The sequence below is a fragment of the Stenotrophomonas sp. a6 genome (assembly GCF_030913325.1).
Taxonomy (GTDB): Bacteria; Pseudomonadota; Gammaproteobacteria; order Xanthomonadales; family Xanthomonadaceae; genus Stenotrophomonas; species Stenotrophomonas maltophilia.
In genome coordinates, this window is the sequence record NZ_CP133161.1 from 3,562,782 (window position 1) to 3,576,883 (window position 14,102).

The window sequence follows — 14,102 nt, forward strand, 5'->3', positions numbered from 1 at the left end:
CCACCTTGCGTAATCTATACTCTGCGACCACGAAATTCGCAATCGGAATCTGAACCCGATGACTCGACTCCGCCGCTGGCTGCGCTGGATCTTCCTGATTGTCCTGGTCCTGGCGCTGATCGGCGCGGCCGCCGTGGGCGGTCTGTACTACGCTGTGTCCTCCAAGCTTCCCGACGTGCAGACCCTGCGCGACGTGGAAATGCAGGAGCCGATGTACGTCTATGCTGCCGACGGCAAGCTGATGGCGGTGTTCGGCGAGACCCGGCGTACCCCGATCACCATGAAGGACGTGCCCGAGCGCCTGAAGCAGGCCTTCCTGGCCACCGAGGACGCCCGCTTCTACGAGCACGGCGGCGTGGACTACATGGGCATCGGCCGTGCGGTGTGGCTGCTGGCCACCACCAACGACAAGCGCGTGCCGGGTGGCTCCACCATCACCCAGCAGGTGGCCCGCCAGTTCTTCCTCAGCTCCGAGTACAGCTACACCCGCAAGCTGGCCGAGATCCTGCTGGCGCGGAAGATCGAGTCCGAGCTGAGCAAGGACGAGATCTTCGAGCTGTACCTGAACAAGAGTTTCTTCGGCAACCGTGCCTACGGCGTGGCCGCCGCCGCCGAGTTCTATTACGGCAAGAAGCTGAACGAGCTGGACCTGGACGAGATGGCCTCGCTGGCCGGCATCCCCAAGTTCCCCTCCTCGGGCAACCCGATCTCCAACCCGGAGCGCGCCCGCCAGCGTCGTGACAACTATGTGCTGCAGCGCATGGCCGACCTGAAGTTCGTCAGCCAGGCCGAGGCCGACGCGGCCAAGGCCGTGCCGATGCACGCCAGTGCGCATGAACCGCCGGTGCAGGTGGACGCGCCTTACGTGGCCGAGCTGGTGCGCCAGGAAATGATCGCCCGTTTCGGCGGCGACGTGGTCAACAAGGGCTACCACGTCACCACCACCATCGATTCGAGTCTGCAGACCGCGGCCAACCTGGCCGTGCGCGACGGCCTGCTGCTGTACGACCACCGCCACGGCTGGCATGGCGTGGAAAAGCAGGTGCCGCTGGGCGCTGGCGACGATGCCGCCACCCTGGCCGAGCACCTGCGCGGCCTGTCCGGCCAGGCCGGGTTGTTGCCGGCGATCGTCGCCAGCACCGGCGCCGACGGCAGCGCCACGGTGGTGCTGGCCAACCGTACCGAGATCGTGCTGCCGGCCGGTGCCGCCAAGTGGACCAACAAGACCCCGGGCAAGCTGGTGCAGCGCGGCGACATCGTGCGCGTGCGCGCTGGCGCCAAGGAAGGTGAGTGGCTGCTGGACCAGATTCCGCGCGGCCAGTCCGCGCTGGTCTCGCTGGATGCCCACAGCGGCGCGCTGAAGGCGCTGGTGGGGGGCTTCAGCTTCTCGGGCAACAAGTTCAACCGCGCCACCCAGGCGCGTCGCCAGCCGGGTTCGAGCTTCAAGCCGTTCGTCTACGCGGCCGCCTTCGACAAGGGCTACAACCCGGCCTCGATCGTGCTCGACGCCCCGGTCGTGTTCCGCGACCGCCGCGGCAAGACCTGGGCCCCGCAGAACGACGGCGGCGGCTTCCGCGGCCCGATGCGCCTGCGCGAGGCGCTGGTGCAGTCGCGCAACCTGGTCTCGGTACGCCTGCTTGATGGCATGGGCGTGGACTACGCGCGCAAGTACATCAGCGAGTTTGGCTTTGCCGAATCGGAGCTGCCGCCGAACCTGTCGATGTCGCTGGGTACGGCCTCGCTGACCCCGCTGTCGGTGGCGCGCGGCTACGCCGTGTTCGCCAACGGCGGCTCGCGCGTGGATACCTGGCTGATCGACCAGGTCAATGACCGCGACGGCAACCTGGTGTTCAAGGAGAACCCGGCGCTGGCCTGCCGCGACTGCGCCGGCAGCAGCGACCAGCCGGTCAACCAGGTGGTGGACGGCTTCAACTTCGGTGCCCCTGCGCCGAAGGTGGACCCGGCCGCTGCGGCCAAGGCCGAAGCCAAGACCGAAACGCCGGCCGCGCCGGCCAACCCGGATGCCCGCACTGCCCCGCGCGCGATCGACGCCCGCACCGCCTACCAGCTGGTATCGATGATGCGCGACGTGGTCCAGCGCGGCACCGGCGTGCAGGCCAAGGTGCTCGGCCGCGAGGACGTGGGCGGCAAGACCGGCTCCACCAACGACCACCGGGATGCCTGGTTCTCCGGCTTCGGCGGCCCGTATGTGACCACGGTGTGGGTGGGCCGCGACGACTTCCGTTCGCTGGGTTACCGCGAATACGGTGGCAAGGCGGCCCTGCCGATCTGGATCGACTACATGCGCACCGCGCTGAAGGACACCCCGATCGCGCAGAACGACCCACCCAGCGGCATGGTCCAGGCCACCCTCAACGGCGCGACCGAGTGGGTGAAGGTGGAAGACATGGACCGCCTGACCGACTACGACCTGAACCTCAACACCCCGCAGGCCGACGCCGCCGCGTTCGACATCTTCTAAGAGGCAGGTAGGGGTAGGTGCCACCCTTGGTTGGCACCGCCTCTGTAGAGCCGAGCCCATGCTCGGCTCCAGGCGCCCGCGGTAGAGCAGCCGAGCATGGGCTCGGCTCTACAGGATCAACGGCACCCGCTTGCTCGCCTCCGTGAAATACCCACGCGGATGTCACATCCGTGCGCTAGTCTGTAGCCAGGTCGCAACAGGAGTCATCGCATGCATCGCGCACGCCAGCATGCTGCCAGCCAGACCCGCGAGCGGCGCCACCGCCTCGCACATGAAGCCGCCCGCCTGATGGCCGAAGGCGGCATCCGCGACTACCACCAGGCCAAGTTGAAGGCTGCCAGCCGGCTTGGCATCCACGACGACGCCTCCCTGCCCCGCAACACCGAGATCGAAGACGCCCTGCGCGAGTACCAGCGGCTGTTCTCCGGGCCCCAGCACGGCAATGAACTGCAGCGCCGCCGCGAGGCCGCGATGCGCGCGCTGGAGTTCCTGCACGGCTTCGCCCCACGGCTGGCCGGCCCGGTGCTGGAAGGCACCGCCGATGCCAACAGCCCAGTGCAGCTGCACCTGCACAGCGACGACCCGGAAGCCGTCCATCGCTTCCTGGACGAGCACGGCATTCCCGCCGAATCGCGGACGCGCCGGCTGCGCATGGACCGCGAACGCAGCCTGGACGTGCCGGTGTGGGTGTTCAGTGCCGAGGAGCTGACCTTCGACCTGGCCGTGCTGCCCTACGATGCCCTGCGCCAGGCACCGCTGTCGCCGGTGGATGAGAAGCCGATGCGACGCGCGTCGGTGGCGCAGTTGCGGCAGCTGCTGGCCGAAGCGGAGATCACCGCGTATATCGGCGGGTGACGGTAGCGCAGCGGTGCCTGCCTTTGGTGGGTGCGGACCGTTGGTCCGCACTGTGCTTCGGGCATTTCGATGGCTGAGCGAAGAGCAGTCGAGCAAGCTCGACCCTACAAAAGCGGTGTTACCTGCCTTGGCAGATGATGCCGATCATGCTCCCGCTACCAGACAAAACGGGTATCGCGCAGCGGGTCGCTGAACAACCGCGGCAACCACGGGGCAGGAGCTCGCCGCGGATACTCCCGCATCATCTGCGCGTGCATGACCTGCAGATCCCGCAGCAACCAGGACTGGTAGTAGATGTCGTCGAATCCATCCGACCACCCGCTCTTCACACGCTCATGCTCGTCTGCCTCCAACGGCGGCATCTGGTCCAGCGGCACCTCCAGGACTGTCGACAGCGCCGCGTTGATCTGCGCGTTCTCAACCCCCGCCTGGCGCACGTAGTCCAATCGATCGAGGACCCGCCGGCAGTTGTACGGGAAGCATCCGCCCGTGGCGGTGATGTAGTCAGCAATATCCGCCAGCATGTCGGCTTTCAGCCGCCACACCACTTCGCTGTCCATCACCTGGCGTACCCGCATCGTGCGCAACGTGCTTGCCCGCACCTCTTCCGGCGTGGTGAACGGGGCCCCCGGCGTGCTGCCCGCGTGGCGCACCAGCACGATGCGATGGATCGCCTCGCTGGTGACGCCGTCGATGCGCAGCGCCGCTGCCTGAGGGTGCACGCGCGGCGGCGGCACGCCCAGCATCTGCCACAGGTACCACAGCACCAGCAGCAGACCGGCGATGCACAGCCCGCTCATCAGCGTCCACAGGTCCAGGTTCCGGGTGTAGTAGCGAAAGCGCGCCCGCCAGATATAGAACGTGCGATAGCTGATAATTCCGCGTACCCATCTGTACATTGCCATCTCCTCGGCAAGGACCCCGGCGCGGCGGGGTTCATTACGCGCACCACGCCGGGGCTGCATGGCTTACCAGCCGATGCCCACGCCGACGCCCATGCTGCGTTCACCGCTGTTGGTGAACGCGCCATTGAGGCTGAAGGTGGCCGAGCCCTTCTCGTTGAGCACACGCTGGTAGCCCACCGCCATCGCCGACTCACCCTCGCTGTATCCCACGCCCGCACCCAGGCGGTTGTAGGTGGCCAGGCCGGCGGTGTTCATCGCCATCGCGGTCTGCGCGCTGCTCATCGCCGCCATGCGGTTGAAGCGCTTGTCCATCTTGTCCAGGCGACGCTCGAAGTTGCTGATCGCGCCATCGGTATACTCGTTGGCGCGGGCCAGCATCTTCTCCAGTTCAGCGGTATCGACCTGCGGCTTCGGGGTGTCCTCCTTCTTCGTCTTCGGCTGCGGCGTGGGCTTCTCACCCTCGCCTGCCGACGCCACCTGCTGGCCGCCTTCGGCCTGCGGCACCGGCGCTTCCGGTTCGGGCACTGAAGCCACCGCCATTGCCTGCGGCTGCGGCGCATCGATGCGCTGCTCCAGCCCGTCCATGCGGCCGTTGAGCTGCTGCTGCATCGAATGCAGCTGACCACCATTGACCGCATCGCGGCTGCCGGCGGCGATCAGGCCATTGGCCACGTTGGAAATGACCATGCCGTGGGTTCCGGCCAGGGTGAGCTGGTTGAGACCGTCGGCGCGGACGGAGGGCGTGTCCTGGAACACGCTGCGCAGCTGCGACTCGACCTGGTTCACCCTCGAGCGGTTGCTGACTACTGCACCGTCGAGCGCCTCAAGCGCACCATTGAGCGTGGACTGGGACTGGCCCTGCACGGTGAAGCTGGGGCCGACGATGTTGCCGTTGGCATCGACTTCACCGCCGAGCGCGGACAGCGCACCGCGCAACTGGCCGACGGTGGCGGCGTTGTGGTTGGCGGTGCCGTTGGCGATGTTTACGAGGCGGCGCTTCATTCCAGCGTTACCAAACGATGCAACTCTCGCCTCGATCGCCTGTGAGTCGCTTCCGAGCGCCAAAGAGCCATCAGCTCCCGGCTCAACCCTTGAATTGACACCCAAGGCGATGGCTGCAAACGCACCCCGCTCATCGCGCCTTCCAACCTCCGCTCCAGTTCCGATGGCAAAGCTGTAATCTGATCCTTCAAAGACAGTTGATCCGCGTCCAATGGCGACTGAGTTGATTCCCATTGCATGCGCGAACGTTCCAATTGCTGTGCCGCCGTTAGTTCCGGTCTTGGCGAAGTTCCCAATTGCAAGACCAACCGGACCAGCCTGAGCAGGACCATATCCAGGCGCTGTGCCCACGCTGACATACTGGCTGATGCCTTCCATGGCCGACACACGGCTATTGGTCTCATAGAGCTGGCTACCGCGTACAACATCCGAGCTATCAGCCGACAACTTCGCCTCGGCCACGCCAGTCAAACGCGCACCGCCGAAGTCGATTGGGCCGCTAGCATCCAATCCACGCATTGCCTGTTCGCCGACCTCTCGCTCCTTTCGCATCGCCTCCAGATCATTCCGATTCTGCGAGATCTTCTGCTCTGCGGCGTACAGCTGGCTACCGGTTACAGCATCACGACTTCCTGGCGCCACTCGTCCATCAGCCAAGTTGGTCAGCACCATGCCGTTCGCGCCACTGAGCGCGATCTGATTCATGCCATCGGCACGGGCCGACGGCGAGTCCTGGAAAATCGAGCTAAGCTGATCCTCCACCTTGCCCGCGCGACGACCTGCAGTGATGACGGCGCCATCAAGCGCCATCAGTGCGTCTTCGACCGTGCTCTGCGTTCCGCCCTGCACCGAGTACGTTGGGGCGATGATATTTCCGCTGGCGTCCATGCCTGCTCCGCCGCCGAGGGTAGCGAGGGAATCTTTGAGCTGAGAGACAGTGGAAGCGTTGTGGTCGGCGGTGCCACGAGCGACATTGGTAAGACGACGTTGGGCTTCGGCACTACCAAAAGATGCCGTGTAAGCCTCATCAGCGACCGAGGAATCTCCCAGAGCCAATGCACTGGTCGCCCCCTTCTTGACAATACTGTTCGACCCGAGTGATACCCCACCCACTTCTTCAACTGAAGCGAGAACACCCAGAGCAAATCCATTGTCCGCAGCCTCATTTACCCGCGCAGCCCTCCCCAAAGCAACGGAGTTCTTACCGAGAGCTGCGGAGAAACTACCGACGGCAACTGCCCCCTCACTTGAAACTGAGGCCTCGGCGGAATCACCAATAGCGACACCAATCAGTCCTGCTCGAGCTGCTCCCTGAGGTCCACCTTTGCCACTCGCAAAGTATCGAGAGCTCTCAACAAGACCTTCGATTCCCTTCATAGCTTCGTCCGCAACAGTCTTTGCCGCCTGCGCAGACTGCTCTACGATATATAGTTGACCACCATTCACCACATCGCTGCTGCCAATCTCCAGCAATCCATCCGCCACACCACTGATCTTCCGGTTGGCATTGGCGCTATTGCGAACATCCAACGTCGTTCCGCTGTTCCTTTCGCCCAGACGCACATTGCCAGTCGTAGACACTTGTGCCACCAGCCCGCCAAGCGCCGCGGTTTCGACCAACGCCTTGGCTGCATCCGTCTTTGCCGCCGCCGCTTCTGTGCCCGCAGCCCTGGCAATACTCTCCACCGCCGCCACCTTGTCATTAGTGGCATTGAGCTGCCTGCCGTTGACGGCTTCATAACTGCTGGCATTGACCAGACCATCGGCCACACCAGTCAGCTTTCGATTCGCATTGGCGCTATTGCGCACATCCAACACCGTTCCGCTGTTCTTTTCACCCAGACGGACATTGCCGGTTGCAGACACCTGCCCGACAAGGCCGCCCAGCGTCACCACCTGAGTCAGCGCCTTGCTCGCATCAGCTTTGGCCTCTCCCGCAGCGGTCTGTGCCTTGGCAACATTCTCATTGGTCGTGTTCAACTGCCTGCCGGTCACCGCTTCCGTGCTGGAGGTGCTCAGCGTGGCATCGGCCACACCGGTCACCTTGCGGTTGGCATTGGCACTGTTGCGGACATCCAGCGAGGTACCGCTGTTCTTCTCGCCCAAGCGGACACTGCTGGTGGACGAAGTCTGGCCGATCAGGCCGGTCACCGTGGTGACCTGGGCCAGCGCCTTGCTGGCATCAGCCTTGGCCGCATCCGCAGCGGTCTGCGCCTTGGTGACATTACCATTGGTCGTGTTGAGCTGGCGTCCGTTCACAGCGTCGGTGCTGGTCGTCGTCAGCGCGCCATCGGACACGCCGCTCACCTTGCGCGTGGCCAGCACCGCGTTGCGCATGCTGACTTCCGAGCCGGTGTTGCTGTTGGCGATGCGTACGATGCCGCCTGCGGAATCCTGCTTGATCATGCCGTCAACCCGCTCGTTCATGGCATGCAGCTGCTTACCGGTGACCGCATCGGTGCTGGAGGCGGTGACACGACCATCGGCCACGTTCACGATGCGACGGCGCACCGAGGCGCTGCCTACCGACACCGTATTGGCTTCCGTGGCCACCGAGCGAACACCCAGGGCTACGGCGCCCTGTGCGGAGGCAGACGCCGCATAGCCCAGCGCAACGCCGTCCGTAAGAGCACGGCTCTCACCGCCGATGGCGATGGCACCGGTGTAGCCCAGGCTTCCCGCACGGGCACCGCCACCGATGGCGACGCCACCCGTGCCAGCACCGGTCTCAACCTGTGCCCTGCTTCCCAGCGCCACTCCATCCACACCGTTGGACAATGCGTTGGCACCCAGCGCCACCGCATTCTCCTTTTCCGCGCTGGAGCCGCTGCCAACGGCCACCGCATTCTGCCGGGTGGCCGCAGCATCGTTGCCCACGGCCGTAGCCCCAAGTGCTCCGGTGTATGCGTTTGCACCCATTGCCAGTGCGTGGCCGCCATTGGCAATGGCGTTGTACCCAAAGGCAACACTATCGACGCCACTGGTCCGTGCCTTGAAGCCAAACGCGGCGCTGTTCTGCCCGTCTATCCGGGCACCGATGCCAAATGCGGTGGTGTTGTCGCCTTTCATGTTCACGCCTGCGCCGTAGCCAAGCGAGTTCAGGCCGTTGGTCAGTGCATAGCCGACGAACATGGTGTCGTCATAGCGGCCAGCAATGGGCGAGCAGGAAACAAACTCGCCATTTCCCAGATTGAAGGGATCGCACCCAATGTAGTAACGGGTCTTGGCGTGCGCATCCCCGCCCGCCAACAGCAGCGCGACCATCAGCAGTCCACCGGCGCCGGTTGCGCGGCTCGATTTCCTGCCACAGGGCCTGGTCAACTCGCTGGCCACCTCCCAGCAGCCTTTGGCGTGATTCCAGATACGACGATAGATTCGATTCATGTGTTTCTCCTTAACAGGACAAGGAAAGTGAGGCCCCGTTCCGGGCACGGGGCGGGCAAAGTGCGGGCTCAGGTCGCCGTCGGTTCGATCGTCCGCACGTGTTCGCGATAGCCATCGCGGGTGAGCCGGTAACGCAGTTGCAGCGAGTTGCCCGGCTGAAGCTGGAACGGCAGCGTCAGTGCGGCATCGGGATAGAGGCTGTGCGACACGGGGTGTGGCGTGCAGGTGCCCGCGGCCGTGCACTCCTCGGCACCGATGATTCCCACGCGCAGCGTGCCGGTGTTGTGCAGCGTGTTGTCCTGGAGGCGCAGGTCCACCACACCGTCGTCGGGGGTGACGTTGACCAGCGCCCCCCAGACCAGGCTGACGCCGATGTTTGCCTGTGCGCCTTCGCCGTCTTCGAGGGGAGCGTCATCCGGCCCGCGCACACCTTCAAAGTAGAGGCGGTAGGCTGTTTCCTTCTGGACCTGCTGCAGCGGAATCACCCGGATCAGGCGGTTGCCGCCGCCGGAAAGTGCGAACTTGCCGGGGGTGATGGCAATCGCCGCATCCGAGGCTTCCATCTCCTGTTCTTCTTCGGCAGGCGTGGCAGGATTGACGATGCGCCGCAGGCGGGTCTGCACGTACTGCGGAATGGTCGACTGCGAGTACACGCGGATATGGGTGCCGCGCTTGGCATCCACCGCTGCGCGCATCGGGTGGATGGATAGATTGGCGTATGCCGGCAGTGCAAGCAGGGCGCTCACCGGCAGCAGGCAGAACAGCAGCTTCTTCATGGCAGGCTCCTCGGGATCAGGGTTTGGCAGTGGGGACATCGAGCACCACGGTCAGCTCGCCCTCGTACAGGCCGGGGCGCTGGCTGGCGATAGGGGTAGGCGGTGTTTCCAGGGTCAGCGGCGTGGGCACGCAGTACACCGGCTGGCTGATGCCCGGCAGCATCACCAGCCGCAGCTGTGCGCTGTCGATGCCGCGCAGCTGCTGCTTGACGTTGTGCTTCATCGCCAGGCGGTGGCCGCCGTAGTCCAGGTGGACGCGGTAGTCCAGGCGCTGGCTGGCATCACTGCCGCCATCGCGGTGCCAGAGCGAGAAGTCCGACCCTGCAGGTGGGCGTGGACCGCTGTCGCGAACCGTGACGTCGAGGTATTCGCTCTGCGAACCCAGGCCGTCGTACAGGCACATATCCAGCTGTTTCCTGCCACCCACCACCTTCTGGATGGGGTCGTAGCGCAGATCGAGATTGACCAGCGGCGCGACGGTGTCGAAGGTCGGGAAGTAGATCGAGATCGCGTCGTAGTCGGTGACGGTGAAATCGAAGTTGAAGACGTACTTCGCCAGATGCCTACCTGGTGGCATTCTTAGATTAAGTACGAGACTCCCTTTCCAACTGCCAGCCACCAGGCGCGCAACGCTATCCCCAGCAATTGAGACAGCCAGACCCGTGCCGACCGCGTAGTCGATGCCACAAGGTCTGGAATGCGACGACCAGATCGCATATCTGGTATCTCGCCAGTAGTCGAGCGAGCAAACTTGGGTGGAATCCGCTCTATAGATTGAGGCAGCGAAATTGATCGCTCCCGGGGTTCCCGTACGCTCTTCTATCGCACGCACCGGTATCACACTCGTTACACCACCACTTTCTGCCTCCGTGTCTTCGGTACGGCACATTCCAGATGCGGGATCAGTGGACGATTCACACGTCAGAAATAGCTCGCCGTACTGCTTACTCAGATCTATGTCGTACGCGATCAAAGTCTTTGGCGCCCATATCTCAATATCTCCGGGCATCGCTGAGCGATCCCAGCTCATGACAATGTCCTGGGTAATGACGCCAGTAGGTGGATCTGTATCCGGAGGCCGTTGCGCCCACGCCCGCGGCATCACCAGCACGAGCGCACACACCAGCATCAACACGAACATCCAACGCCGGTTCATGGCGTACCTCCTGCAGCAGCGGTCCGGGGCGTGGCGGCAATCAACGCGCGTTCCTGCAGCAGGCGGGTCACGCGGGCCTGCTGGCGGATCTCGGCCGGCAGCTGGGCCACGGCCAGCGGCTCGCAATGCACGGCACCGACCAGCAGCACCACCTGGCGGCGCTCGCGCACCTGCAGCGGGCAGTGCAGCAGGCGGTCGTCCTGCAGCAGGTACAGCGTCGTTTCGCGACGCGGGAAATCGGCGACGAAGCCGCCGTTGGCGCTGGTGCCGGGCACCGGCGCGTTGAGAATGCGGGCACCGCCCAGCGGCGCACCGGCCAGGTCACGGGCATGGCCGATGAAGGTGTAGGTCACTTCGATCGGCACCGGCATGCGCATCAGCTTGCCGGGCGTCAGGAACATCGGCCGTGCACCGCCCACGCCGGTCACGCGGATGGCGGCGATGCTGTCCAGCGTGCTGGCGTCCTGCACTTCGGCACGTTGCGATTGATAGGCCGGCAGCGGCAGCAATCGGCGTTCGCCGATCTGCAGGCGTTGCCTGCGCAGCCCGCCCACCTGCAGTTCGGCGGCCACGCCGCGCAGGTCGGCGTCATCGGTATCGGCCACCTGCACGGCGAGGCCGGCATCGGCGCCGTTGGCACCGCTCCAGTAGAAGCCGCGACGGCCGAGCGCGAAGCCGGAACTGTGTGCGCCGCTGTAGCCGGTCTCGCTGCGGCCACGCTGCTGGTAGCGCGCCACGCTGGCGCTGGTGTGGCCGATGCCATTCTGCAGCTGGCCACCCAGTGAAGCGCTGTAGCGCTCGTTGTTGTTGGCGCGCAGCTCGGCGGACAGCTCGCGGTACTGTGTATCCAGTTCCTGGCGCAGGCTCTGGCCAATGCTGTAGTCGATCGCCGGGCGCTGATGCTGCGGCTGGCGCACATCCACGGCATAGCGGCGCTGTCCATCGCCGGCAGCACTGCGGTGCCGACGGCTCAGGCTGAGGTTGACGTAGATGCCACGGTCGCGCTCGGTGCTGCCACGCACGCTGTCGGTGCTGTTCTGCCGCCACACGCCCACGCGCGTGGAGACACTGAAATCCTGCCAGCGATGGCTGCGGCTGAAGCTGGCCTGCCAGGTGCGGCTGAGCAACGGCTCGCGGCGCGGTTCCAACGGCCCCGGCGGCAACAGCGGCTCAAGCCCGAACGACGGATCCTGCTCGAACTCCGGCCGGTGCCAGCCGGTGCGCCAGGTCTGGCGCCGGGTGTAGCCCACGTAAACATTGCCGCCCGCCAGCGGCAGCGACATCGAGCCACTGAGCGCATTGGTGCACCCCAACTGGTCGCGCGCCTCGGCCTCGAACTGGCAGGCCTTGCCACGCATGCGCTGCTGGTAGAGATTCCACGACGCCGTGCGCCGGTACGACAGCTGATGCTGCTGCCCGTTGCTGCCGTCGCTGCCACGCATGCCGCTGAAGGTGGCGCGTACTTCCTGCGTGGCCATCACCCGGCGCAGGTCCAGGCGCAGCTCGCCGTAGCGGTGCCCGCCGAACGTGGCGGCACCGGCGGTCATGGCCGCGTCGCGGCCCAGCGGCACGCGCACGCCCGCCATCGCGATGCGCTCACCATCGAAAGCATCGCTGCGGCGTTCGCTGCGGTGGCCGCCCTGCACGAACCATTGCCACTGGCTGTTGGTCCAGTCGCCGCCCTTGTCGAAGGGCGCCTCCTCGGTGCGCACCAGCACACCGTCCTCGTAGATGCGCATGCGGACCAGGTAGTTGCCGAACGGGAAATTGCGGGTGTCGATCTGGTTGATGCCGGCCTGCAGGTAGAAGGTCTGCAGCAGGCGCTCGCCATCGAACACGTCCACCCGCGCATCGCGCGCCAGCAGCACGGTCAGTGGGCTGGCCTGCACCGCCGCGTCGGTGTCCACATAGGCCTGGGTGGTACCCAGGCGTGCGCCCTGGAAGCGGTCCAGCGGCAGCATGCTGAAGCTGAAAGTGCCGCCCTGCGGGCTGGACAGGTTGCGGCGGTCCATGCGCCCGGCCTGCAGGTAGTGCGCCGGCCCCAGGTCGTGGCGGTAATAGACGTTGTCGAACTGGAAATCGTCGTCGCTGTGGCTGCGATAGCGCTGCTGGTTGTAGTACCACTCGGCCGACAGGTGGCCGCGATCGAACAGGCCCAGCGTGCCGACGCCGCGTGCCGACAGCGACTGGTAGTCACGGCCACCACTGAGGTTGAGCGTCTGCTGATGCAGGAACGCGTTCTCGGCATTGGCGGTGACCGTATGGAAACGCTCGGCGGCAGGCTTGCCGGGAATCCACTGGCGCGCCACGAACAAGCGCACCGCACCCTCGCCTTCGTCATACAGCGCGCGCACCTCGTCGGGAGCTTCCGGCGGATCGATGTAGCCGCAGCCGGCGCTGGCACCACCGAAGCGGCAGGCCAGATGGCTGTTGCGCGGCAGCGGCTGCGACAGCGCAGGCAGCAGGGCGGCCTGCGCCTCGGCAGGCAGGTCCAGTGACTGCAGCACGCGCGCGGGATCTTCCAGCTGCACGTGCTCCAGGGTCACGCGCACAGGCGACAGCCCGGCCGAGCGGCCGAACAGCTGGATGTCGAGTTGTTCGGTCTGGCCTTCGACCAGATCTTCAAAACCGGGCGGGACGCCGCGCGCGGCCGCCAGCGGAGTAGACAACGCCAGGGCGAGCGCGACCGCCAGCCGGGTGACGGCGGGGGCGTGTAGGGTCATGGGGGCACCGCTGCAAGCGGCCGGCCCGGGATGCGGGCCGGCGCGGGGGATTACGGCGTAGCCGCCTTCTGGTTCAGCACGACGTTGACCAGGCCGCTGTACGCGCCCTTGGTGAGGATCGGCGCCGGCGTGGTCTGTGCGATGGTCAGCGGCATCGAGATCGAGGCGCCCGGGGTCGAGCCCGCACCGTTGAACAGGTCAGTTGCCTTGTACTCGATGGCGGCTGCACCCAGCGCGCGGTTGTTCAGGCTGATGGTCATCGGCACGGTCACGGCGCCGGTCTCGTTGGCCAGGAAGAAGCTGCCATCGATGCGGGCTTCGATATCCGCGGTTTCATCGTTGGAGTGGATGCGCACGCGCTGCGTGTTCGGAATCAGGCCGCGCAGCGGGTCGTGGGTGAGGGTGACCATGTCCGGCAGCGGCGTGCCGTCGTCGCGCAGCAGCGCCAGGGTCGGGTCGACGTCGGCGTAGACGGAGATCTTGGTTTCCACGGCGTGCGCGGACAGCGAAGCAGTGGCCAGCGCTGCAGCGAGCGCGGCCTTCTTGATAATGGCGTGCATGATTGTCTCTCTCGGACAAAGGGGGAATATGAAAGCTCCCCTCCCCAAGGAGAAAAGGGAGGGAAGCATCGCCCGCGGGGATGGGTGCGGGCGACGGAGAGAATGTTAGAAATCCATTGCCATGCAGGCCATTCAAGCATTCCTAAAACGTTGAACGTTAAGGAGAATTCTTGAATTCGCTCAATGTTTGAGGGTTATGCAATTTCCCTCACTGCTTCAATGCAACAAACCTCATTGCATTGAATTTGTAGAGCCGAGC

General features: G+C 65.2%; 8 protein-coding genes. 2 read left to right on the plus strand and 6 right to left on the minus strand.

Annotation, left to right across the window (positions count from 1 at the left end; all coding sequences use genetic code 11):
• Window positions 1–58: 58 nt before the first annotated feature.
• Together Q9Q79_RS16380 and Q9Q79_RS16385 are read left to right on the plus strand one after the other, a co-directional pair.
• Window positions 59–2,482 carry a penicillin-binding protein 1A gene (locus Q9Q79_RS16380; protein WP_201861702.1) on the plus strand — a complete coding sequence of 808 codons (2,424 nt, stop codon included), beginning with the start codon at window positions 59–61 and terminating at the stop codon, window positions 2,480–2,482.
• 210 nt (window positions 2,483–2,692) lie between these two features.
• Window positions 2,693–3,337 carry a hypothetical protein gene (locus Q9Q79_RS16385; RefSeq protein ID WP_043034094.1) on the plus strand — a complete coding sequence of 215 codons (645 nt, stop codon included), beginning with the start codon at window positions 2,693–2,695 and terminating at the stop codon, window positions 3,335–3,337.
• Between the two features lie 155 nt (window positions 3,338–3,492).
• Here the strand turns inward: Q9Q79_RS16385 and Q9Q79_RS16390 are convergent, their stop codons facing one another.
• From Q9Q79_RS16390 to Q9Q79_RS16415, 6 genes are all read right to left on the minus strand, one after another.
• Entirely contained in the window at window positions 3,493–4,236 is a 744-nt protein-coding gene (locus tag Q9Q79_RS16390) for a hypothetical protein (RefSeq protein ID WP_099479979.1), read from the minus strand.
• Between the two features lie 69 nt (window positions 4,237–4,305).
• Window positions 4,306–8,628 (minus strand): ESPR-type extended signal peptide-containing protein, encoded by a 4,323-nt coding sequence (locus tag Q9Q79_RS16395; protein WP_201861700.1) that lies wholly within the window; start codon window positions 8,626–8,628, stop codon window positions 4,306–4,308.
• 68 nt (window positions 8,629–8,696) lie between these two features.
• Window positions 8,697–9,404, minus strand: a complete 708-nt coding sequence (locus tag Q9Q79_RS16400) for a pilus assembly protein (RefSeq protein WP_043034091.1) — start codon at window positions 9,402–9,404, stop codon at window positions 8,697–8,699.
• 16 nt (window positions 9,405–9,420) lie between these two features.
• A complete protein-coding gene (locus Q9Q79_RS16405; RefSeq protein ID WP_138969830.1) occupies window positions 9,421–10,560 on the minus strand; it encodes a CfaE/CblD family pilus tip adhesin in 1,140 nt (379 codons plus the stop codon).
• On the minus strand, window positions 10,557–13,283 hold the full coding sequence (locus tag Q9Q79_RS16410; protein WP_201861698.1) for a TcfC E-set like domain-containing protein: 2,727 nt from the start codon (window positions 13,281–13,283) through the stop codon (window positions 10,557–10,559). Before Q9Q79_RS16410 ends, Q9Q79_RS16405 begins: the two co-directional genes overlap by 4 nt.
• Window positions 13,284–13,333: 50 nt before the next feature.
• On the minus strand, window positions 13,334–13,843 hold the full coding sequence (locus Q9Q79_RS16415; protein ID WP_021203706.1) for a CS1 type fimbrial major subunit: 510 nt from the start codon (window positions 13,841–13,843) through the stop codon (window positions 13,334–13,336).
• Window positions 13,844–14,102 lie beyond the last annotated feature (259 nt).